Genomic DNA, 22,818 nt, shown 5'->3' on the forward strand with positions numbered 1-22,818 from the left:
GTATGTCCTTTTTTATTATTCTAATCAGCTAGTTTAATGAATAAAATGCTGATCACTTCTACTGATTGATAATATCAACACCTTTTGGCGGCGTAAACTTAAACTGATTGCTACTAATGCTTGGGTTCATTTTGATACCGCTAAATTTAATAGAAGTAGTCTGTCCTAAGCTATCATTTAACACCATCATCACAGGCTTGCCACCGCTAAAGCTCATTGATAAGCTTTTAAAGCTAGCACTATCTGACTTTGGATACAGCACATAGTAGTTTTTATTGGCATACGGCTGGGTGATTTTAAAGTTTTTATCGATTTTACTTGGATCACCTGAGAGTAATAGCGCTGGCGTATTACCCACTTGGCTGTCTACGTTTTGTTTAGTAGCTTGCTCCAAGTCCTTATCATAAACCCACATCGAGCTACCATTTGCCACAATCAGCTGCTCTGATGGAGATTTGGTTTCCCAGCGGAAATTATTTGGACGTTGTACGCTCATCGTACCACTGAACGTACCGCTATTAGCGCCCTTAGTCGTCTGGCTAAAGTTGGCCGTCATGCTCTTAGTATTGGTCAAAAGCTTATTTAAGCGCTTAGCTGCCGTTATATTGTCAGCTGGCGCTGCTGTCGCCGATTGCGTTATCGCCATCATAGGCGCGGCGATGCCAAGCGTAGTCATTAAGACGCCTGCCAATGCTCCGCCCATCATCTTTTGTTTTAGCGTTGTCGTCTGTTTAGTTGATTGATTAGTCAGTAAAGTCATTATAAATCCTCTCTAAAAATGCAAAATAGCATAAAAATAAAACGTTTTATCAAATTTTTGTTTTCGGTAAATGTTTATCATACGAGTACAAAACCGGTGTGATAAAACAATGAGGACAGTGTGCCAGTTTTTTTATTACGCGCCTAGTCATGATTTGCAATCATTACTACTGCTGGTATACAGGCTTGTAAATACAACAGTTACAAAGTAATAAATAGCTTTTATTGTAGTTTTAACCGTTTTAATCAGTGGTTAACATAAGCTTATAAGCATAAAAAACCCCTACTACCAAACGGTAATAAGGGCTTTTTTAGTCATCAAATTATTTTATCTAAAAGATAAAATAATCTAGATGGGCAACTAGGCGCTTTCAACCATCACATAACGACGGTTAAATTTACCTTTGGTCGCAAACTTTACCACACCGTCATTTAGTGCAAATAAAGTATGGTCACGACCCATGCCAACACCTTCGCCGGCATGGAATTCTGTACCACGTTGACGAACGATGATGTTACCAGCGACGATGGCTTGACCGCCAAAGATTTTTACGCCTAGCATTTTTGGGTTTGAATCACGACCGTTACGGCTTGAACCGGCAGCTTTTTTATGTGCCATGAGAAAATCTCCTTGTTAATGTGACTTATCGCTAATGCGACAACTCTTAAGCTTTTAGTGCGTTATTAATCATCAATAAACTGACAATCGTTAATTAAGCATTAATCGCTTTGATTTTTAACAAGGTATACCATTGGCGGTGACCTTGCTCTTTGTGATAATGCTTACGACGGTTGTGCTTGACGATACGGATTTTTTCGCCGCGACCATGCTCAACAACTTCAACTTCAACACTAGCGCCTTCAACGATAGGCTGACCGATCTTGACAGTTTCACCATCAACAATCATCAACACATCTTCAAATTTGATTGTTTCGCCTGTTTCTGCTTTAAGTAATTCAACTTTAAGCAATTCATTAACGACTACACGGTGCTGTTTACCACCAGTTTTGATTACTGCGTACATTGTATGACTCCGTTTAACCCGTGTGCCGTGGCTGATATCATACCAACACTTCGACGACGAACACGACAGGGAAAAATTAAAGGCAAGATTTTACGGCTTTTTGCTGATAAAAGCAAGCCGCACCTCTTGTTTTTGTATGGTGGTGATACCAAAAATCTATACTCGTATCAGACACAATGTCATTGATTAATCAGCGCAATGTATATCGCTATTAATACAGACCGCCTAATAACACGCAGAGATAGTGGTTAAAATCCAACAGCGGCTATTATAGCTTATCTAATCAGATACTTACAGTTTTTTGTAGATAGACATGTAATAAGTATCTATTCATTAGTCATCGTTGTTTAGATCACTTAGCTGCTAATAGCTACTTACCAGTGATTTGCTGATTTTCACCATAATAAACGCTGTAATATTCGCCTGAACCTCAAGCGCCGTATCGCATTTTGCTATACTTAAATCAACAATATCACTAGACAGCTATGCTATCATGCATAAAACGCTGGCTTTGCTAAGTATCACTATTAAAAGTATCGCTATTAAAATATTCTTTATTTTTATTGGTATGATTATCTATTATGACTTGTACTCCTTTATCTAAAACCGCTGCGCAATCGTCTACCGCGCCATTAGTCAATCTATCGTCTACACCAACCTATGCTGATATCCAGAGTATTGTGGCTGATGATTTCGATATTATGGACCAACAAGTATTTGGCAGCCTTAATTCCAAAGTTAAGCTAGTGATGAATGTCTCACAGCACGTGATTAATGCAGGCGGCAAACGTATGCGCCCATTAATTACCTTGTTATGCGCGCGAATGCTTAATGATGAGCCATCGAAGCAAGCCATGCATTTGGCAGCGATTACTGAGATGCTGCATACGGCAACCTTGGTACATGATGATGTGATAGATGAGTCAGGACAGCGCCGTGGTAAGCCTACTGCAAACGCCACTTGGGATAATGCGACAGCTGTCTTGGTCGGTGACTATCTAATTGCTCGCGCTTTTAATTTGTTAGTGGGCTTTCAAAGCTTGCCACTATTGCAAGTGTTTTCAGACGGTACTTGTGATATTGCTGAAGGTGAAGTATTACAACTGCAGCATCAGCATAATCCTGAAGCAACTGAGCAAGATTACCTCAGTATCATCGATGGTAAGACTTCACGATTATTTATGATGGCAACTCAAGGCGCTGCGATTTTGCAAGGTCAAATGCAGCATTTGCAAGCATTGGCTGATTTTGGCCAGCACTTTGGCAATGCTTTTCAAATTGTCGATGACGTGCTTGATTACAGTGGTGATAGTGCGCTGATGGGTAAAAATCTCGGCGACGATCTAGCTGAAGGCAAACCTACTCTACCTACTATTAAAGCACTCGAACTACTCAAAGACAGCAACAAAGAAGGCTATGAGCAGCTGCGTATCGCCGTCCAAACGGGCAAAACACCCAATGCAGAACAGTTAATCGCCTTAGTACGCCATTCAGGCTCACTAGATTATTGTAAACAGCGGGCTTTAGAAGAAACCAAGCTTGCCCAACAAGCACTCAGCAGTTTGCCGGATAATCGCTATCGTCAGGGCCTATACCAGTTGACTGAACTTGCCAGCGCTCGCTTATTATAATTATCAAATAACAACGCTTAGTTATTATTTATATTGCTACTACATTGATAAGATCAAATCAATACTGCTTATATTGATATAAGCAGTTAAATGTTTTTATTGCTAAATTTTTACTTAATTATTGCTATAGCACTGTTTTTCTGAACAGACTAAATATTGCTTCTTATGTGTCTCCCTTTATTAATAATGCACTTCTATATTTTTTAAATAAACAAAATTTAACAATGTTATCACTGACTAGACAATGTAAATTTTGCCCTTCATTTTTAGCGTAATGCTTGTGTTTTCAATAGGTTCTAATCTTTTATTATCATAAACGGCAATGATAGCCGCCAGAAACGGTTTTTTTCGCCTTGACTGTGGGGTATACCCTATAGTTTATAATCTCTTATTAAATTTACTTATCCGGTTATTGATCATTCGATGTACTGTGATAACGATAAATGCCTATTAGTTTTTTATATTTTCTACGTTAAGATGTATCCATAAACTTTTTATACTGTCACTATTTATTATATGATATTTATATTGCCGAGGACATTGATGAAGCACTCTTATCTTGCGCTTGTAATAGCAACTGTACTATCTGGAGCTGTACTGGTTGGCTGTGACAAAAAAGAGGATGCCGCTGGCGACGCGGCGGCGGCACAGCAACAAATGCCGCCCTCCGTCGTCAACGTTCAGACTGTTACTTTTGATACCGTACCACAAGTACAGACTTTTGCTGGACGTACAGCGGCTTATCAAACCGCTGACGTCCGCCCACAGGTAAACGGCATTATCGACGAAGTGTTGTTCCGTGAGGGCAGCAACGTCAAAAAAGGTCAACCTTTATATCGCATCAATACGGATAACTATGCGACGTCTATTACCAGTGGTCAGGCGGCAATAGCCCAAGCAGAAGCCAACTATCAGACGGCATTGGCTAATAATGCCAATGCAAAAGCGGATTTGGCCAGCCGTCAAGCGTCATTATCACAAGCACAAAATGATTTGCAACGTCTGCAAGGTTTGGTGGCTATTGATGCCATCTCAAAGCAGCAATACGATCAAGCACAAACCGCTGTGCGTACTGCACAAGCAGCTGTCCAAAGCGCCAATGCTGCTATCGGTCAATCCCAAGCCGGTATTGAAAGCGCAAAAGCAGGTATCCAAACGGCGAAGGCTGGCTTGCAAGCGAGCACTTTAGATCTCAATCGTACCATCGTACGTGCGCCTATCTCAGGTCGTACAGATCGCTCTAGCGTCACTGCCGGTACATTGGTTAGCTCAGGTCAACCTACTCCTTTAGTAACTATCTCACGCCTAGATCCTATCTATGTCGATATCAGTCAATCATCTTCTGAACTGCTTAAATTGCGTCAGCAGATCTCTGCAGGCAAAGCAAAAACTGGTATGAACTCAGTTGAATTGGTGTTAGAAGATGGTTCAACCTATCCTGTACGTGGCGAGTTGGCATTGTCAGAAGCGAAAGTCGATGAATCAACAGGGGCTGTGACATTACGTGCAGTCTTCCCAAATAACAGCAATATCCTATTACCCGGTATGTATGTCAGCGCCCGCTTGACTCAAAGCGTGATCACCAATGCAGCACTTGTTCCTCAAAGCGCCGTGATGCGCTCGACCAAAAGCGAGACGCAAGTTTATATCGTTGATGAAAACAACAAGATCCAAGTTCGTCCGGTTACGATTAATGGTACTTATCAAGGACAATGGGTAGTCACTGACGGTCTTCAAGCTGGCGATAAAGTAGTGATTATTGGTGGCGCAAAAGTGAAGCCTGAACAAGAGGTTATTGCGAAGCCATTAGAAAATCCAAACCCTGCGCCTGCTGCAAAAGAGGCTGCTGCCAAAACACCGCAGCAAGCTGCACAATCAGCTGCCAAATAATTCCATTCAAAGCTAGGAAGACTTAGGGATTTACTATGTCACGTTTTTTTATTGATCGCCCTATTTTTGCATGGGTGATGGCTATTTTAGTCATGCTTATCGGGATAATATCGGTTATCAACTTGCCGATTGAGCAGTATCCGGCGATTGCGCCACCAACCGTCACAGTCAGTGCCAGCTACCCTGGTGCGAACGCTGAAACCGTTGAAAACTCAGTGGTACAGATTATTGAGCAGCGCATGAAAGGCCTCGATGGCTTGATGTATATGAAGTCATCAAGTTCATCAAACGGCAGTGCCTCTGTACAGCTGTTCTTTGAGAACGGTACAGATTCTGATACCGCACAGGTTCAGGTACAGAACAAATTACAGGCTGCGATGAGCTCACTGCCTGAGCAAGTACAGCGTCAAGGCGTCAACGTTAATAAAGCCTCTGAAGGGTTCTTAGCCGTGTTTGGCTTTGTCTCTGAAGACGGTAGTATGGATCCTGCTGATATCGGCGATTACATCAACTCTAATGTCGTGGATCAGCTCAGCCGTGTTGAAGGCGTTGGACAAGTTCAAGCGTTTGGTGCCTCTTACGCTATGCGTATCTGGCTAGATCCTGAACGCTTACGTGGCTATAGTTTGGTGCCATCTGATATCGTCAATGCGGTACGAGCGCAAAACGCGCAAGTATCAGCCGGTCAATTAGGTCAAGCGCCTGCTGACGTCGATGAGCAAGTTATTAATGCAACCGTCACTGTACAGAGCTATCTAAAAACACCTGACGAGTTTAAGAATATTCTACTAAAAACCGATACATCAGGGGCTCAAGTACGCTTAGGCGATGTTGCAAAGGTTGAAATTGGTAGTGAAGATTATAGTACTATTGCGTTATTTAATGGCCAACAAGCCGCAGGTCTTGCCGTATCACTCGCAAGTGGTGCGAACGCGCTTGAAACGCGCGAATTGGTCGGTAATCGAGTTGCTGAACTAGAAGCAAACTTCCCTATCGGTCTAAAATCAGTTATTCCTTACGACACGACCCCATTTGTACGTTTGTCTATCGAACAAGTGGTCAAGACCTTAATCGAAGCGATCGTATTAGTATTTATCGTCATGTTCCTTTTCTTACAGAACTGGCGCGCGACTATTATTCCAACTCTTGCCGTACCTGTGGTACTACTAGGTACGTTTGCAGTACTGTATATTGCAGGGTTTAGTATTAACGTCTTAACCATGTTTGCTATGGTACTGTCCATCGGTCTATTGGTCGATGATGCGATTGTCGTGGTAGAAAACGTCGAGCGGTTACTGGAAGAAGACCCCCATATTTCTATTAAAGACGCTACGATACAATCAATGGGTGAGATTAGTAAAATTGTTGTCGGTATCGCGCTTATCTTATCAGCGGTATTCGTTCCGATGGCATTCTTCGGTGGCTCAACGGGTGTCATTTATCGTCAGTTCGCCATTACCTTGATTACCAGTATGGTACTGTCGGCACTGGTTGCACTTATCTTTACCCCTGCCCTTTGTGTGACGTTACTGAAACGTAGTAAAAGTCATGAAAAAGGCAATAGCGAAAATCAAAAAGGCTTCTTTGGTTGGTTTAACCGCTCTTTTACTAAAACAAGTCAATCTTATGAAAAATTTGTCGGTAAAAGTTTCCGTTTTAAATGGTTATATCTGATTGTCTATGCTGCCATTATCGGTATTATGGCAGTGGTGTTCTTGCGTATTCCTGGCTCGTTTTTACCAGAAGAAGATCAGGGCATCATGTTTACCGCCGTACAGCTGCCTGCTGGTTCGACACTAAATGAGACGCAAGCGGTACTCGATAAAGTCAGCGCTTACTATAGTGGTCAAGAGCCAGATAATGTGGCGTCAGCGTTTACTATTGCGGGCTTTAGTTTTGTTGGACAAGGACAAAACGTTGGTATTGCCTTCGTTAAATTGAATGACTGGGCAGATCGTAAGGGTGAAGAAAATACTGCGCGAGCAGTTTCTGATCGTGCACAAGGTTATTTCTTTACCCAAATCAACGAAGCAACTGTTTTTAATATCATCCCCCCAGCGATTAGTGGGCTTGGTAATTCTAGTGGCTTTGACTTGATGCTCCAAGATTCAGGTAGCGTCGGGCACGAAGGTTTGTTAGAGGCGCGCAATATGCTCCTTGGCATGGCCGCGCAAAACGATAAAGTAGCTGGTGTACGTCCAAACGGACAAGAAGATGCGCCGCAGCTTAAAATTGATATCAACCAAGAACAAGCCGCCGCTTATGGTTTGTCCATGGCAAATATCAATAGTGTGATTTCAACCGCATGGGGTTCGAGTTATATCAACGACTTCGTTGACCGTGGTCGTGTTAAGCGCGTGTTTGTGCAAGGTGAGCCTAGTAGCCGTACCAATCCTGATGATATCGGTAAATGGTATGTCCGTAATGACAGCAACGAGATGATCTCATTTGATGCTTTCTCTAGTAGTAAATGGGAAACCGGTTCACCGGGTCTCACGCGCTATAACAGTTTGGCGTCAATGAATATCCAAGGTAGCGCAGCCCCTGGTCTTAGTACTGGTGAGGCAATGGATGCCATGGAAGCGATGGTTGAACAGCTGCCAGACGGCATCAGTTACGAATGGACAGGTTTATCATTAGAAGAGCAAAAGTCAGGTGCTCAAGCGCCGATGCTATATGCTATCTCAATCTTAGTGGTATTCTTATGTCTTGCTGCCTTGTATGAAAGCTGGTCAATTCCATTCTCAGTACTGTTAGTGATCCCGCTTGGGGTATTAGGGGCGGTTCTATTTACTTGGATCCGTGGTTTATCCAATGATGTTTACTTACAAGTCGGTCTACTCACGGTAGTTGGGCTATCCGCCAAAAACGCTATCTTGATTATCGAGTTTGCGAGGGACCATCAACAGGAAGGCTATACCTTAAAAGAAGCTGTCATGACCGCCGCGCGTCAGCGTTTGCGCCCTATTATTATGACCTCGCTTGCCTTTGGTCTCGGTGTTGTGCCATTATTCATCGCCACAGGTGCTGGTTCTGGTAGTCAAAATGCCATTGGTACCAGTGTGGTCGGTGGTGTTGTCACTGCAACATTACTAGGTATCTTCTTTATTCCCATGTTCTATATCTGGGTACGTAGTATGTTCCCGCACAAATATGAGAACAACAAGCCAAACGATAGAGATAATGATAGCAATGGCAGCGCACCTGAGCCAATAGAGCCGATGCCTTCTGAGAATTATCAGCCTGTAAGCCTTGGAGATAATACACAATGAGTGTTCAAAAAATAACGACCTTTAACTCAGCGACGGTGGCATTTTCTGCTACCAACGCCCAACCAACGCTATCACGCTTACGCAAAAGCAGTGGCCGTTTGCTTGGCTTAACGGCTTTGGCATTCAGCATGGCGGCTTGTAATACCATTCCAAAGGCCGATACGCGTCCTGTGCTTGCGGTGCCAAATATTCCTATCGAACAAACCTATGGTGCGTTTGATAAAGAGACCGTTAGTAGCGCTGAGCAAGCCAGTCTTGCTAGTCAACGCTGGCAGAACTTTTACAGCGACGAGCGGTTAAAGGGTCTGATTGCTCTAGGTCTTCAAAACAATAAAGACTTTGAAAGTGCTCGTTTAGCGATTGAAAAAGCCCGTGCACAATATCAAATTACTGATATTAATGATCTACCTCGCATTGATGGCAGTGGTGGCTATACTCGCTCAGCACAAAATAACCGTGATAGAAACTCTAGCGGTGCTTATAGCGTGAACCTTGGTCTTGCCAATTATGAGCTCGACTTTTGGGGTAAAATTGCCAGCTTAAAAGATCAAGCGTTGCAGAACTTTTTATCAACGACAGCGGCGAAAGACGCGACCCAGATCAGTCTGATTAGTAACATTGCTCAAAGCTATGCCAATTTGAGCTATAGCTTGGCGCAGCTGCAATTGGCAGAGGCGACAGTCGAGAGCCGTGAGAAATCGCTATTTATCGCTGATAAACGCTTTGAAGCCGGTATTGATCCTAAACTGCCCTCTTTACAATCTAGTGCCTCACTTGAAAGTGCTAAATTGGCGGTGTTACGTGCCCAAAGCAGTATTTTAAAATCACGTAATGCATTGCAGTTTTTGGTGGGTGGACCGATTCCAACTAATCTGATTCCAACGCCTGCGGTCAGTAACATCACAAGCCAGCAAGTATTTAGTGCTGGCTTGCCAAGTGAGCTGCTACGCTATCGTCCTGATGTGTTGCAAGCAGAATATAATCTAAAAGCAGCTGGTGCGAATATCGAAGTGGCGCGTGCGTCTTACTACCCTTCTATCAGCTTAGCCAGTAATGTTGGTTTAAGCAGCGGCAGTTTAAATGACTTGTTTAAAAGTGGTTCTGTCGGCTGGTCATTCGGTCCAAGTATTAGTGTTCCTATCTTTGATGCTGGTCGTTTAGATGCCAATTATGATGTGGCACAAATCGAGCGTAAGCAGACCCTTGCAGGCTATGAGCGCTCAATTCAAACCGCTTTCCGTGAAGTGTCGGATGTCTTAGCTACCCGTGCAACTTTGGGCGAGCAGTTAGAGGCGCAGTATCGTTTGCAAGACAACTTTGAGCAAACGTATCAGATTGCTGATGCGCGATTTAAAGCAGGTATCTCAAACTATTTAGACGTTCTTGATGCGCAGCGTTCGTTATTTTCAACACAGCAAGGCATTTTGGATTTAGAGCTGCAGAAAATCATCAGCCAAATCGAGCTTTATCAAGTATTGGGTGGTGGTGCCAATCTAGATGTACCTACCGTGATTCCTGTACCGCAACATAGAAATCTGGTACAAGTAGTCAATGCAGCTGCCAATAGTAACAAGGCAAAAGCTACTGATGCTATCGATGCGGCAAGCTCTGCGCGTGTGGTCTCGGCACAAGAAGCACTGGCAATTAAACAAGCAGAGCCAATAGAAAAATCAACCTTTAAGCCAACTGCTGTGGTCGATATCAATAATGATGGCAAGACTGATGCTGCTATCGGTGTAATCACCGAAGAGACTATGCTTAAAGAGAACAGTGTCGAGCAAGTACCAGTCACGCAGATTATTGAGCCGTAAATCTTTATAAAGCCCTAAACGCGTGACGTACTTTTATCGCGTTGATAGTCGATAACTACAATCAGCCCTACCGACTCATTATAGTAAGTCGGTAGGGCTTTTTGCTTTTGATAGTGCTTTTGCTTTTCATAGCTGGTATTGGGTATAGTATCGACATTGTGTGACGTAATTTTTTAAAAACCTTAGTAGAAACCTCATTAAAAATCTCAGTAATTAAAAAAATAACCGTGATTGCCATTCAGATAAGGAAACAATATGACTTATACTTTTAATCGCCAATTCCCTGAAACTCGCCTACGTCGTTTGCGTTATAACGACAATATACGGGCGATGATCCGTGAAGTTGAGCTGCATCCCAAGCACTTTATCGCGCCCGTTTTTGTATTAGAAGGTACTAATGAGCGTCAACAAATCGCTAGTATGCCGGGGGTTGAGCGCTTGTCGATAGACCTGCTCATTAAGCACGCCAAGGACTTGTTAAGTGAAGGCGTCACGACCATCGATATCTTCCCAGTAATTGATAACTCACTAAAAACCCCTGAGGGTAGCTCTGCTTATGATGAAAACGCTCTCACTGCACGTGCGGTAAAAGCGGTCAAAGATGCTGTGCCAGAGATGGTCGTCATGACCGATGTGGCATTGGACCCTTATACTTCACACGGTCAAGATGGCTTGCTGGATGAATCAGGCTATGTCGTAAACGATGCAACGGTTGAGGTGTTGGTCAAGCAGGCATTGGTTCATGCCCGCGCCGGTGCCGACATCATCTCTCCTAGCGATATGATGGATGGTCGTATCAAAGCCATGCGTGATGCTTTTGAAGCTGAAGGTTTTGTGAATACCGCTATCATGGCGTATTCAGCAAAATACGCTTCTGCTTATTACGGTCCATTCCGTGATGCGGTCGGTAGTGCGGGCAATTTAAAAGGTGGGCATAAGAAGCAGTATCAGATGGACTTTGGTAATCGTGCTGAAGCGCTACACGAAGTTGCCATGGACATTAATGAAGGCGCGGATATGGTGATGATTAAACCGGGTCAGCCATATTTGGATTTAATCCGTGAAGTCAAAAACACCTTTGGTGTACCAACGTTTGCATACCAAGTCTCTGGTGAATATGCCATGCATATGGCAGCGATTCAAAACGGCTGGCTCACGGATGCGGTGATTTTAGAATCACTCATTGGCTTCCGCCGTGCAGGTGCCGATGGTATCTTGACCTATTTTGCATTAGAAGCGGCAAGACAGCTGAATAACGCTTAATTTCAGCATATTTTTATATATAGTTAATCCACTTTTAAAAGGGTACAGAACTACTGGGTCTAATTATTCACAGCCTCTGTCTGCGTAGGCACAGCAAGCAAGAAAAATTAACCCCAGTAGTACCTTATTATATTTGTATTTCTTTTATTTAGGACCGACTAGACTAAAAAAACCGTACCCACGACTTTATAGCAGCGGGTACGGTTTTTTATTTCTTTATCACAAAAACTCAAACAGCATTTTATAAAATAGCACTCGATAAATGTGCCCGCCCATGCGGCTTATCAAAGTCAATAATAGGACCAGCCGGTATCACTCCAGTTGGATTAATCGTTGCGTGGCTGGTGTAATAATGTGCTTTGATATGTTCCATATTCACGGTGTCTTTAATACCCGATACTTGATACAAATCACGCAGATAGCCCCAAAGATTGGGATAATCAACGATGCGGCGAATATTACATTTAAAATGTCCAACATAAACGGCATCAAAACGCACTAAGGTCGTGAATAAGCGCCAATCCGCCTCAGTTATTGTATTACCTATTAAGTAACGTTGGTCTGCCAAATCCACCTCTAACGTATCTAGCGCAGCGAATAGCGCAACGACCGCTTCTGTATAAGCAGCTTGCGTGCTCGCAAAACCAGCTTTATAGACGCCATTATTGATAGCATCATAAACAAACGTATTTATCTCATCAATGTCTACTATTGCATCGGATGGTAAAAAATCGCCAGCTACTGCCCCAACGCCATCAAAAGCTGAGTTAAACATACGAATAATCTCAGCGGATTCATTGCTGACGATGGTATTGGTCTTTTTATCCCATAATACCGGTACTGTCACCCGTCCCGTATAATTTGGCTTTGCCGCGAGATAAACTTCATATAAATAACTTGCATTGATAATAGGGTCAGCGACAACACCTACACCCTCTGCAAACGTCCAACCTTTATCGCCCATAAAAGGATGAACCACAGACATCGAAATAATATCTTCTATACCTTTGAGTCTGCGGTAAATCGTGGTGCGATTTGCCCATGGACATGCCAAAGAGACATATAAATGATAACGGTTGGCTTCGGCTTGAAAGCCACCTTGACCCGATGGACCAATACTACCATCTAACGTTACCCAATTTCTAAAGCCTGCATCTTCTCGCTCAAAGCGTCCACCGCTAGATGCTGTATCATACCATTTATCCTGCCAGTACCCATCGACCAATAAACCCATACGGTGCTCCTAACCCTTTCACTGTTAACTTAACTTTATTGAATACTATTCGATTATCATCAGCGTTGTTTTCTATTATCTGCAATAGTGTTACTAGATTGCCCAGTACCAAGCGACTCATCGTTATTGACAATAAAAACTAAATCATCATTCTATTATAGCAATTAAAACTACATAAAAATCCTTATTTGAGTGTCGATACAAAGCTAAATCGCAAGATCACAATAATAAGGCAGTTTTATTATAAAAAAGGCTTGCAAAATAGTAGGAACTTGATAGAATACTCAACCTAAATAGGCGTATAGCTCAGTTGGTTAGAGCGCTACCTTGACATGGTAGAGGTCAGCAGTTCGAGTCTGCTTATGCCTACCAAATTTAGAAAGCCCCAGTTTAACGACTGGGGCTTTTTTTTGCCTGTAAAATATGGGCTGTAGGGGAAAATCCTTATTGGTATCGCTCTATAATCACAAGTATTTAAGCTCTATAAAATTGCTCAAAAAAGCGACGGTGACCAAATGGTGACCAGCCTTCAAAAATATCTAAACTAAAAACCCTCTTTTTGACCTCTACTCTGAATTTTAGATTAACGTCTATTTTTTTATATCCTCTGGCTCAACCTCTGTTACATATTCAAAAAGATCTCCTACTCCTACTTCTAAATACTCGCAAAGCTTGTCTATAGTATCGAAATCAATTCTTGACGATTGGTCATTATAAATCTTATGTAATGTCGTTTTACTCACTCCTGTCGCTCGTACGGCATCCGCTACTTTTAGCCTTCTTTCAGCTAACAAAGTAGGAAGGTGATTAACTATCATCCTTTTGAGCAGTTTGCCACACTCTGGTTTTCTGAAAAAGAAATTGAGTGGCGCGATACCTACAAACGTAAAATACAGGAGATCATTGATATGTATTTATTGCCTGAGTTTGGGACTAGACCCATTCATCTAATAAAAAAGACAGATGTATTAGCCTTCCGTTCATCGCTCGCCAAAGTAACGTACGGAAAAGCTAACAAACATCTGTCAGCAGCACGCATCAATTCGATAATGGTACCTTTAGGTATGATACTAAAAGAAGACGCTAAACGCTACAAGTTTGATAACCCTTATGATGACATTAAGTCGCTCAAAGAGCCTAAAACTGATATTCAGCCATTTACACTGGAGGAAGTCTGGAAATTCATCAATGGCGTTAGGGAAGACTATCGTAATTATTACTTGGTGCGCTTTTTTACTGGTATGCGTACGAGTGAGATTGATGGATTAACATGGGAGAATATTGACTTTAATCGTCGCGAAATAGTGATCAAGCAGGCGCTGGTTAAAGGCAAAATGGTTCCCCCTAAGACGCAAGAGTCTTATCGAGCGATTCAAATGTCACCTTGGGTTTTTGATGCTTTAAAAGATCAGCAAGCCATCACTTATAAGCGCTCAGAGTATGTGTTTTGTGCCCATACTGGTTCGCCGCTTCATTATAACAATATCAATAAACAAGTATGGCATCCCACGCTTAGGCTTTTAGGACTCAAGACACGCAACGCTTATCAGACAAGGCATACGGCAGCGACGCTATGGTTAGCAGCAGGTGAGAGTCCTGAATGGATAGCCAGTCAAATGGGACACTCTACCACTAAGATGCTGTTTAATACCTACAGTCGCTATGTGCCGAATATGACCCGTCAAGATGGCAGCGCTTTTGAGGCTTTGGTTATTCGCAGTCAGACTGCACCAGTCTCTACTAGCAAGGAGACGTCACAGTGAAAATCATTGATTACGATAAACTGCATGCGCGGTCAATTAAGCCAAGATGCCAATGTTATCGCTAATCGATTGATTCGTGACATGCATATCCTAAGTGGATCAGGATTGGCGCGTTTTTTGGAAGTGGATGTCTGCTTTGATAAGCATCGCGCTTTGAGGGTCTAAGTACAGCGGCAGCTGGATAAAACACCTGACTATTTGATAGATGATATGCGTAATGAGCTTAAGAGTAGACTATCAGGATTATTAATGAACTGATACTCGTCACCTATTAACTGGCTGTGTATTTTTACATCAAATGGCAAGGAGCTGTTTGGGGTTTTCTTATGCGTCATTAGTTGTCGTCTTTGTAAAAATCCTTATTGCGAGAAAGGATAAACTCAGGTAGAGTCTAAAAGACATTTGTTTGGATTAATAATTGAATATGAATAATGATAATGAGCAGAATTGTTCGATAGTTGCTGGTAATACTTTTATCGCGCATGTTCGTGCCAGCGACGGTTGCGAGCAGCCACTTTATGACCATTTAACCGGCACAGCACAGATAGCCAAAAACTTGGCAACTAAGATTGGTTTGCCATTAGCGGGTGAGTTGATTGGACTGGTACATGATTTGGGCAAATACAGTCAAGAATTTCAGGAATATATTAAGCTGTGTGCTGCGCATGACAGATTAAAAACTGGTTGTAAAACAGTAGACGATGATTTTGACGCTTTAGAACTACAAAATAAACCTACAAAAGGTTCGGTAGACCATTCTACCGCTGGCGCAATTTATTTATATAAACAACTCAAAGGCTTATCAACCAGCCGAATCGATAATACTACTCAAGAAAAAATAACCATCGGTCAAGGGCAACTGCTTGCCGATATTTTATTCATTTGTGTCGCCTCCCATCATAGCGGCATGGTCAATGTCATTGATAAAGAAGGCAATGAATACCTTAAAAACCGTAAGGAAAAAAACGAGGGCAAATCTCATTATCAAGAGTCTCTCACCAATGCCCGCTATAATCAGTTATTTGCTCACCTAAATGCCAAAGTTAATAATCAAGCGCTTGGTGAATTTTGTAAGGCGATTGAAAGTATCTTGAAAGATGAGTCAACTGATAAGCAAAAAGACTTTTATATTGGCTTCTATGCGCGGCTGCTGTTTAGCTGTCTGATTGATGCAGATCGCAGTAACAGCATCGCTTTTGAACATCCAGACCAAGCGCATTTATTAGACTATCAGCGTCTAAATTGGCAAATCGCCATAGATAAAGTGGAAGCGCTATACGAGGGTTTTGCCACTCAAGCAAAAAACAGTCCTCATAACCCCATTAATGAGCAGCGCACCCATATTGCGGATACTTGTTATGCTAGCGGTCAAAAAGAGCAAGGTATCTATACTTTAACCGTGCCAACGGGCGGCGGCAAAACACTTGCCAGCCTACGCTTTGCGCTCCAAAATGCCAAAAAACACAACCTTGAACGTATCATCTATATTATCCCCTTTACCAGCATTATTGAGCAAAACGCCGCTGAAGTTCGCAAAGTTTTAGAGGAAAAGCAAGCTGATGGCAGCTATGTGGGTGACTGGGTATTAGAGCAACACTCAAACCTAGAGCCTGATGTGCAGACATGGCAAAGTAAGCTGATTATGGACAATTGGAATGCGCCAATTGTATTTACCACCATGGTACAGTTTTTAGAAAGCGGCTTTGGCGGCGGCACTAAAGGTGTCAGGCGCTTACATCAGTTAAGCCGCGCGGTACTTATCTTTGATGAAATCCAAACCCTACCTATCAGCTGCTATTATCTGTTTTGTAATGCCATTAACTTTTTGACCCGTCATGCCAGCTCAACAGCGGTACTGTGTACAGCGACGCAACCAGTGCTAAATAATCTACCCATCGCGCATAATGGCAGCCTTAATCCCTCAACAGAGATTATCGGCGATCGTGAACAGTTAGCCACCTTATTTGACACTCTAAAGCGCGTGGACATTCACGACCACACATCAGCGCCTAAAGACTTAAACCGTTTAACGGCTTATATTGAAGACAATTTTCAGGAGTATGCCAGCACATTAGTGATTGTAAATACCAAAGCGTGGGCAACTCAGCTGTATCAGTCGCTATCGACCTCTATAGCTGAAGATGAGCTGTTCCATCTGAGTACGGGACAATGCGCGCGCCACCGTAAAGACCTATTGGCTAAGATTAGAAGTCGGCTAGACCAAGGTCTGCCGACCTTGGTCATCTCAACGCAATTGATAGAAGCTGGCGTGGATGTCTCGTTTAAGTCCGTGATTCGATTTTTAGCAGGTCTTGACAGTATCGCGCAAGCCGCTGGACGCTGTAACCGTCATGGCGAGATGGGTAATGAGACAGGAGCTTCTTTAAGGGGACAAGTATTCATCGTCCGTCCTGATAAAGAAAACCTAAGCAAATTGCCAACTATCGAGCTGGGTAGAAATAAAACGTCTGATATTCTTCACAGTTTAAGACTGCCTGAAAATGAGGGCAAGCACCTACTCGACCCCGACATCATGACTGAGTTTTTTAATGTATTTTATACCACAGAACATGCGACAAAAGAGATGGCTTATCCGATTAAAAATCAAAGTGGCAAGTCCTCTGGTGCTGAGACCGTATATGGTTGGTTAAGTAACAACACTACGAACCCTGTCGTCAATAATGAAAATCCAAATAGGCTCAAAAACGGTCAATATCCAAAACTTTGGCAGTCTTTTATGGATGCAGGACGCGCATTTAAGGCGATTGATGCGCCAACGCAAGCGATCATCGTTCCTTATCATAAAGCAGGTGTTGAGCTGATTAATGACTTGCACGGTACACTCGTCAGCGATGGTGAATTTTATAAACTAGTCCATAAAGCTCAGCAATATAGTGTCAATGTGTTCCCTTGGATGCTGCAAAAACTACAAGATGATAAGGCCATTGCTATGGTCAGAGACACCGGTATTTTGACGTTAAATGAGCAGTTTTATGATGAGCATATGGGGATAGATATCGCAGGAACAGGCAAGCTTAATTTTGTGGATTTTGGGATGTAGCAGTTGATATGAAAATGGCAATGACCGTGGTAAGACAGTCATTGCCGAGCAAATATACTCATATTTTCCTTTACGTTTCAATCCACATCAAGATTTTAAATAAAAATAGCTTGATGAAGTGATCCATTATACGCTATTATCGTTTTGAAGGTAATTTTCTATATATACATATTTTCTTTTACGAAGTTTTTTATTCTCTAAGATTCTGTTAGCTTACTATCAAAAGGAAAACGATTATGGCAGCCCTACTGATCACTTACGACTTAAATGCACCTGGTCAAGAGCATGATAAGATTCTTGACAAAATAAAGACTTTTAATGGATGGGCTAGGCTTTCAGAGTCAAGTTACGCAGTCTCAACTTCCTTAGCACCAAATCAAGTGTACTCACAATTTGAAAGTTTATTAGATTCTAATGACCACATTTGGATAATTTCATTGAAAAAACCTTATTCTGGTTTTGGCTCAAAAAAGGTAATCGACTGGTTAGATGCTAATCTAACATATTAGAAATACTAGTAATGCAAGCTTCGTTTTGGAGGCTTGCATTATTCATTAAAAGGAACTGACATGATATGAAAGAAAATAAAATCGAATTTCTACTCACCGGACGACATGCTCTATTTACCGATCCCATCACTCGTATTGGCGGTGAAAAAACCAGCTATCATCTGCCAACGTATGAAGCGCTAAAAGGGGTCTGCAAAAGCATTTATTGGAAACCCTCCATCATCTGGTATGTCGATAAAGTACGGGTGATAAATCCCATTCGCACCCAAACCAAAGGCATGAAGCCCATCAAGTTTCACAAAGATGAAAATGATTTGGCTTATTACACTTACTTGCATGATGTCGCTTATCAAGTGCAAGCACATTTTGAATGGAATATGCACCGCCCAGAACTTGCCGCTGATCGTATTGATGGCAAGCACTATAGCATCGCTCAGCGTATGGTGGATAAAGGCGGTCGCCAAGATATATTTTTAGGTGCTAGAGAGTGCCAAGGCTATATTGAACCTTGCGAATTTGGTAATGGTAAAGGTGCTTATGATGATACGCCGGAGCTAAGTTATGGGCTGATGTTTCATAGCTTTGCCTATCCTGATGAAACTGGCGTAGACGAGCTACACAGTCGATTTTTTCGGGCAGTGATGGAGCATGGCGTTGTGGAGTTTCCCAAGCCGACGGACGATTTAGCTGCCGATAGCAATAATGGTATGCCCAATCGCTTTGTGCGCGCAATGACAGCCAAAAGTTTTACGCTTGATGACAATATTGAGTCAGTCAGCCAAACGGAGGCGACGCTATGAGTTGGTTACAGCGGTTATATCAAACGTATGAGCTGGCTAGCCAAAATGAAGAGATTCAAGCGCAAGATCATGCTTTGATGCCTTATTACCACGTCAATCAAAACATACAAATCATCGCCACCATCAATAATAAAGGCGACTTTGTTAGAGCAGAAATCTGCCGAGAGGATAGCGGCAAAGTCAAATCCAAATACCTTGCCATTCCTGCGACTAACGATTCTGCTAACCGCACTTCGGGCGCAGTCGCCCATCCGTTATCAGACAAATTGCAATATGTGGCTAAAGATTTCCATAATTATAGTGATGGTAGTAAAGTTGATTTGTATCCTCTATACGAAGAAGTGCTTTCTACTTGGTGTGAGTCAAACTATACCCATCCAAAGGCACAAGCGGTGCTAAATTATGTCCAAAAAGGTACGCTGGTCAAAGATTTACTTAACGCTAAAGTGTTGATTGCAGATCCAGATGACAATGAAAAGCTGGCGTATCCTGCGCAAGCTGGCGACTATCCAGACAGTATTTTATCCTCATTGAATAAGAATAAGGGCGTATTTGACCAAGGCGCGGCGTTTGTTGCGTGGCAAGTCATCAATAGCGAATTGGGCAGTCAAGCCAAATCAAGCCAAGCTGAAACGTGGAAAGATGACAGCTTATTTGAGTCATGGCAGCAGTTTTATGCCACCCTTGATAGCACAGATGGCTTTTGTTATATCACCGGTCAAAACCGACCGCTTGCCAGCAAACATCCCAATCGTATTTTGCGAAGTGCGACCAATGCCAAGCTCATCTCCGCCAATGATATGGACAGCTTTACCTTTTTAGGACGCTTTACGGACAATAAAGCTTCTATCAAAGCGCAAGGCTTACAAGGCGCGAATATCAGTGCCGTGGTCACCGAAAAAGCCCATGCCGCGCTCTCTTGGTTACTGACACGTCAAGGGCGCGAGGAGGCAGGACAAGCGGTCGTCGCTTGGGCAATCTCTGGCACAAACACGCTACAGCCAACAGAACCCTTGGATAAGAGCACGGTTTTTGATGTGGTCGAAAACGCTGAACAAAGTGAGCAGATACATTTTGAAGCGCCCGATGCTGACGAATTTGAAAATATGGACAGTGAAGATGATGAAGACAGCGAGCAAGAGAGCGCTGTCACAGATGAAAAAGCGCCTTTACCCTTTAAGCACAGTAACAATCTAGGTCATTTATTTGCTACCCATTTAAACAACACCATGCAAGGTTACCGGCAAAAGCTTGCCGCGCATGACCAGATTTCTATCATAACTTTGGAGGCGGCGACCCCTGGACGCATGGCGGTCACTTATTATCACGAGAGTATGCCAAACGATTATATTGACGCGCTAGAATCTTGGCATCAGCAATTTGCGTGGTATTTCACTTATGCCGATCCTGACAGTGGTGAGCGTAAATTAACGCTCAAAGCACCAACGCCCAAGCAAATTGCCCAAGTGGCTTATGGCGCGCGTCTGTCTGATGCGCTAAAAAAACAGGTCGTCTCGCAAGTACTGCCTTGTATCGTTGAGGGAGCGGCAAGGCAGTTTCCTTGGCAATTGGTCGATTTGTCCATCAAACGCGCTTGCAATCCGCTGGCATTAGAGAAATGGGAATGGGAGCAAGCTATTGGCGTCGCCTGTGCCTTATACCGTGGCTATTATTTGCGTCAATCAGAATCTAAAAAAAGGAGCTATACCGTGGCATTACAAACCGATTATACCAGCCGTGATTATTTATATGGTCGCCTATTGGCCGTTGCTGAAGATATCGAGAGCCTAGCGTTATTTATAGCAGGCGAAAAACGCAATACCACCGCGCAGCGTTACATGCAGCAATTTGCCAATCGCCCCTTTACCACATGGCGCAATATCGAGCTGGCACTCAAGCCTTATGAGAACCGCTTAAAGTCCAATCGTGGCGGTTATCTGGCTAATAAACAAGACTTGATTGACCAAATCATGAGCTTATTTAATGTTGAAGACTTTACCAATGATGCCGCCTTGTCAGGTGAGTTTTTACTGGGTTATCACAGCCAAAAAATGCAAATAAAACTGGATAAGCAGCAAGCAAAAAAGAATCGTCAAGACGAAAAATATTTAGAAAACACTGATGCAACGGCTTAATCTAAACTTTTAAATATCTGTATTTAAAACCTAATAAAAGGAAACCGTATGACCGCCTCTACTCAAAACCCTATCAATAATAAAATCGACTTTGCCATCATCATGGGCGTAACCAACGCCAACCCCAATGGCGACCCTTTAAACGGCAACCGTCCCCGCACGGACTTTGAAGGCAATGGTGAAATCACTGACGTTTGCCTAAAACGTAAAATTCGTGACCGTTTGCAAGAGTCTGGCGAGGCGATATTTATCCAATCTGATGAGAAAAAAACCGACGGCATGACCAGCCTAAAAAACCGTGCTTATGATGAAATAGTTGGCTTAGGTAAAGGCGCGTTTGAAGCCGATAAAAAAGAAAATATCGAAGCCAAACGTGATGAAACCGCAAAAAAAGCCTGTGATAAATGGTTTGATGTGCGCGCTTTTGGTCAAGTATTTGCCTTTAAAGCCGATGCTAAAAATGCCGATGGCGTATCTATTCCTATTCGCGGTCCTGTCACCATTCAATCTGCGTTTAGCTTACAGCCTGTCGATATTACCAGTACCCAAATTACCAAGAGCGTCAGCGGTGAAGGCGATGGCACCAAAAAAGGTAGCGACACTATGGGCATGAAGCACCGCGTTGACGAAGGTATCTATGTGACTTATGGTGCTATCACCCCACAATTGGCAGAGCGTACCGGATTCAGTGATGCCGATGCTGAAAAGCTAAAAGAGATTTTACCAAAGCTGTTTGAAGGCGATGCGTCATCAGCGCGTCCTGAAGGTAGCATGCAAGTTAAAAAGGTCGTTTGGTGGGAGCATAGTAGCAAATCCGGTCAATACTCCTCTGCAAAAGTACATCGTAGTTTAAAAGAACTGCTTGATGATAAAGGCGCGTTTGATGAGGCAGCGTTAACATCGGTGCTTGCAGGATTAACGCCTGAGATTATTGAAGGGTTTTAAGCTGTCATTAATTTTTAGATATTTGAGCAAGCTTTACATAGTGAAGTTTGCTTAAAACCTATTACTTAATAGAGAGTAAAATCATTATGCAAACCCTCTACCTATCTCGCCTACAACACTATCTCTTTTGCCCGCGTCAGTTTGCCCTAATTGAGCTGGAATGCGCGTGGGAGGAGAACTTGTTTACCGCTGAAGGGCAAGTCATGCACGAAAAGGTCAACTCTGGCGGGCATGATACGCGCGGTAATATTAAAACCGTGCGTACCTTGCGGTTAGGTCATGACGCACTGGGATTAGAGGGCGTGGCGGATGTGGTTGAATATCATACTGATGACGACGGCATCCAAGTGCCCTTCCCTATTGAGTATAAACGCGGTAAGCCCAAATCACACCGCGCCGATGAAGTGCAACTGTGCGCGCAAGCATTGTGCTTGGAGGACATGCACGACTGTATTGTTTCCAAAGGCGCACTTTTTTATGGCAAAACGCGCCGCCGTCACGCGGTAGATTTTGATGATGAGCTGCGGCAAATTACCTTAAATGCGATTAACGAGTGCCGTCATATTATAGAGAGCGGACAGACGCCAAAGCCCACTTATAGCACCAATAAATGCCGAAATTGCTCGCTTAAAGATATCTGTCACCCAAAGATTTTTAATAAAAATGCTCAAGCTTGGTTGAACAAAAAAATCAATCTGAGCTTAGAGGATTAGCATTGCT

The 22,818-nt window shown here is 43.0% G+C and carries 18 protein-coding genes and 1 tRNA gene; 14 read left to right on the top strand and 5 right to left on the bottom strand.

What is annotated here, in order from left to right:
- Window positions 1-58 precede the first annotated feature (58 nt).
- The 3 genes from lolA to rplU form a co-directional block, all read right to left on the bottom strand.
- The gene (gene lolA, locus H0262_RS12210) at window positions 59-760 is read right to left on the bottom strand and encodes an outer membrane lipoprotein chaperone LolA (protein WP_181210921.1); all 702 of its coding nucleotides are present in this window, start codon (window positions 758-760) and stop codon (window positions 59-61) included.
- Between the two features lie 360 nt (window positions 761-1,120).
- Window positions 1,121-1,378 carry a 50S ribosomal protein L27 gene (rpmA, locus tag H0262_RS12215; protein ID WP_010199200.1) on the bottom strand — a complete coding sequence of 86 codons (258 nt, stop codon included), beginning with the start codon at window positions 1,376-1,378 and terminating at the stop codon, window positions 1,121-1,123.
- A 94-nt stretch (window positions 1,379-1,472) separates the two neighbouring features.
- On the bottom strand, window positions 1,473-1,784 hold the full coding sequence (rplU, locus tag H0262_RS12220; RefSeq protein ID WP_011280837.1) for a 50S ribosomal protein L21: 312 nt from the start codon (window positions 1,782-1,784) through the stop codon (window positions 1,473-1,475).
- 701 nt (window positions 1,785-2,485) lie between these two features.
- Here rplU and H0262_RS12225 point away from each other — a divergent pair.
- From H0262_RS12225 to hemB, 5 genes are all read left to right on the top strand, one after another.
- Window positions 2,486-3,415, top strand: a complete 930-nt coding sequence (locus H0262_RS12225; protein WP_220432435.1) for a polyprenyl synthetase family protein — start codon at window positions 2,486-2,488, stop codon at window positions 3,413-3,415.
- 543 nt (window positions 3,416-3,958) lie between these two features.
- Window positions 3,959-5,305 (top strand): efflux RND transporter periplasmic adaptor subunit, encoded by a 1,347-nt coding sequence (locus H0262_RS12230; protein ID WP_181210923.1) that lies wholly within the window; start codon window positions 3,959-3,961, stop codon window positions 5,303-5,305.
- A 35-nt stretch (window positions 5,306-5,340) separates the two neighbouring features.
- Entirely contained in the window at window positions 5,341-8,577 is a 3,237-nt protein-coding gene (locus H0262_RS12235; RefSeq protein ID WP_181210924.1) for an efflux RND transporter permease subunit, read from the top strand.
- The gene (locus H0262_RS12240; RefSeq protein WP_181210925.1) at window positions 8,574-10,388 is read left to right on the top strand and encodes an efflux transporter outer membrane subunit; all 1,815 of its coding nucleotides are present in this window, start codon (window positions 8,574-8,576) and stop codon (window positions 10,386-10,388) included. The genes H0262_RS12235 and H0262_RS12240 overlap by 4 nt, the downstream gene beginning before the upstream one ends.
- A 255-nt stretch (window positions 10,389-10,643) precedes the next feature.
- Window positions 10,644-11,651 (top strand): porphobilinogen synthase, encoded by a 1,008-nt coding sequence (gene hemB, locus H0262_RS12245; protein ID WP_181210926.1) that lies wholly within the window; start codon window positions 10,644-10,646, stop codon window positions 11,649-11,651.
- A 241-nt stretch (window positions 11,652-11,892) separates the two neighbouring features.
- On the opposite strand, the gene H0262_RS12250 is transcribed toward hemB, so the two are convergent.
- Complete coding sequence (locus tag H0262_RS12250) at window positions 11,893-12,885, bottom strand: glutathione S-transferase family protein (RefSeq protein WP_181210927.1); 993 nt, start codon at window positions 12,883-12,885, stop codon at window positions 11,893-11,895.
- Between the two features lie 295 nt (window positions 12,886-13,180).
- Between H0262_RS12250 and H0262_RS12255 the strand changes: the two genes are divergently transcribed.
- Window positions 13,181-13,257: transfer RNA gene (locus H0262_RS12255), tRNA-Val, on the top strand.
- Window positions 13,258-13,475: 218 nt separating this feature from the next.
- Here the strand turns inward: H0262_RS12255 and H0262_RS12260 are convergent.
- Entirely contained in the window at window positions 13,476-13,703 is a 228-nt protein-coding gene (locus H0262_RS12260) for a helix-turn-helix transcriptional regulator (protein WP_181210928.1), read from the bottom strand.
- Between H0262_RS12260 and H0262_RS12265 the strand changes: the two genes are divergently transcribed.
- The 8 genes from H0262_RS12265 to cas4 all read left to right on the top strand — a co-directional run bounded on the left by H0262_RS12265 (window position 13,689) and on the right by cas4 (window position 22,811).
- Window positions 13,689-14,648: a tyrosine-type recombinase/integrase gene (locus H0262_RS12265; RefSeq protein ID WP_310502994.1), complete on the top strand. Its 960-nt coding sequence runs from the start codon at window positions 13,689-13,691 to the stop codon at window positions 14,646-14,648. The genes H0262_RS12260 and H0262_RS12265 overlap by 15 nt on opposite strands.
- A gap of 24 nt (window positions 14,649-14,672) precedes the next feature.
- On the top strand, window positions 14,673-14,813 hold the full coding sequence (locus H0262_RS13200; protein WP_227673070.1) for a hypothetical protein: 141 nt from the start codon (window positions 14,673-14,675) through the stop codon (window positions 14,811-14,813).
- A gap of 259 nt (window positions 14,814-15,072) precedes the next feature.
- Window positions 15,073-17,709: a CRISPR-associated helicase Cas3' gene (cas3, locus tag H0262_RS12275; RefSeq protein ID WP_259275467.1), complete on the top strand. Its 2,637-nt coding sequence runs from the start codon at window positions 15,073-15,075 to the stop codon at window positions 17,707-17,709.
- A 236-nt stretch (window positions 17,710-17,945) separates the two neighbouring features.
- Window positions 17,946-18,218 carry a hypothetical protein gene (locus tag H0262_RS12280; protein WP_181210930.1) on the top strand — a complete coding sequence of 91 codons (273 nt, stop codon included), beginning with the start codon at window positions 17,946-17,948 and terminating at the stop codon, window positions 18,216-18,218.
- 65 nt (window positions 18,219-18,283) lie between these two features.
- Window positions 18,284-19,018, top strand: a complete 735-nt coding sequence (cas5c, locus tag H0262_RS12285) for a type I-C CRISPR-associated protein Cas5c (RefSeq protein WP_181210931.1) — start codon at window positions 18,284-18,286, stop codon at window positions 19,016-19,018.
- A complete protein-coding gene (gene cas8c / locus H0262_RS12290) occupies window positions 19,015-21,153 on the top strand; it encodes a type I-C CRISPR-associated protein Cas8c/Csd1 (protein ID WP_181210932.1) in 2,139 nt (712 codons plus the stop codon). The genes cas5c and cas8c overlap by 4 nt, the downstream gene beginning before the upstream one ends.
- 48 nt (window positions 21,154-21,201) lie before the next feature.
- A complete protein-coding gene (cas7c, locus tag H0262_RS12295) occupies window positions 21,202-22,098 on the top strand; it encodes a type I-C CRISPR-associated protein Cas7/Csd2 (RefSeq protein WP_181210933.1) in 897 nt (298 codons plus the stop codon).
- Between the two features lie 86 nt (window positions 22,099-22,184).
- Complete coding sequence (gene cas4, locus H0262_RS12300; protein ID WP_181210934.1) at window positions 22,185-22,811, top strand: CRISPR-associated protein Cas4; 627 nt, start codon at window positions 22,185-22,187, stop codon at window positions 22,809-22,811.
- The last annotated feature ends 7 nt before the right edge of the window (window positions 22,812-22,818 follow it).

The organism is Psychrobacter sp. D2 (genome assembly GCF_013608135.1).
Classification (GTDB): domain Bacteria; phylum Pseudomonadota; class Gammaproteobacteria; order Pseudomonadales; family Moraxellaceae; genus Psychrobacter; species Psychrobacter cryohalolentis.

Bases quoted from the DNA above. Each gene is read 5' to 3' on its own strand.
- rplU (WP_011280837.1), bottom strand. From the start codon at position 1,784: ATGTACGCAGTAATCAAAACTGGTGGTAAACAGCACCGTGTAGTCGTT.
- rpmA (WP_010199200.1), bottom strand. From the start codon at position 1,378: ATGGCACATAAAAAAGCTGCCGGTTCAAGCCGTAACGGTCGTGATTCA.
- cas5c (WP_181210931.1), top strand. From the start codon at position 18,284: ATGAAAGAAAATAAAATCGAATTTCTACTCACCGGACGACATGCTCTA.
- H0262_RS12235 (WP_181210924.1), top strand. From the start codon at position 5,341: ATGTCACGTTTTTTTATTGATCGCCCTATTTTTGCATGGGTGATGGCT.
- cas4 (WP_181210934.1), top strand. From the start codon at position 22,185: ATGCAAACCCTCTACCTATCTCGCCTACAACACTATCTCTTTTGCCCG.
- H0262_RS13200 (WP_227673070.1), top strand. From the start codon at position 14,673: ATGCGCGGTCAATTAAGCCAAGATGCCAATGTTATCGCTAATCGATTG.
- H0262_RS12250 (WP_181210927.1), bottom strand. From the start codon at position 12,885: ATGGGTTTATTGGTCGATGGGTACTGGCAGGATAAATGGTATGATACA.
- H0262_RS12225 (WP_220432435.1), top strand. From the start codon at position 2,486: ATGGACCAACAAGTATTTGGCAGCCTTAATTCCAAAGTTAAGCTAGTG.
- hemB (WP_181210926.1), top strand. From the start codon at position 10,644: ATGACTTATACTTTTAATCGCCAATTCCCTGAAACTCGCCTACGTCGT.
- H0262_RS12230 (WP_181210923.1), top strand. From the start codon at position 3,959: ATGAAGCACTCTTATCTTGCGCTTGTAATAGCAACTGTACTATCTGGA.
- H0262_RS12260 (WP_181210928.1), bottom strand. From the start codon at position 13,703: ATGATAGTTAATCACCTTCCTACTTTGTTAGCTGAAAGAAGGCTAAAA.
- cas7c (WP_181210933.1), top strand. From the start codon at position 21,202: ATGACCGCCTCTACTCAAAACCCTATCAATAATAAAATCGACTTTGCC.
- H0262_RS12240 (WP_181210925.1), top strand. From the start codon at position 8,574: ATGAGTGTTCAAAAAATAACGACCTTTAACTCAGCGACGGTGGCATTT.
- cas3 (WP_259275467.1), top strand. From the start codon at position 15,073: ATGAATAATGATAATGAGCAGAATTGTTCGATAGTTGCTGGTAATACT.
- cas8c (WP_181210932.1), top strand. From the start codon at position 19,015: ATGAGTTGGTTACAGCGGTTATATCAAACGTATGAGCTGGCTAGCCAA.
- lolA (WP_181210921.1), bottom strand. From the start codon at position 760: ATGACTTTACTGACTAATCAATCAACTAAACAGACGACAACGCTAAAA.
- H0262_RS12280 (WP_181210930.1), top strand. From the start codon at position 17,946: ATGGCAGCCCTACTGATCACTTACGACTTAAATGCACCTGGTCAAGAG.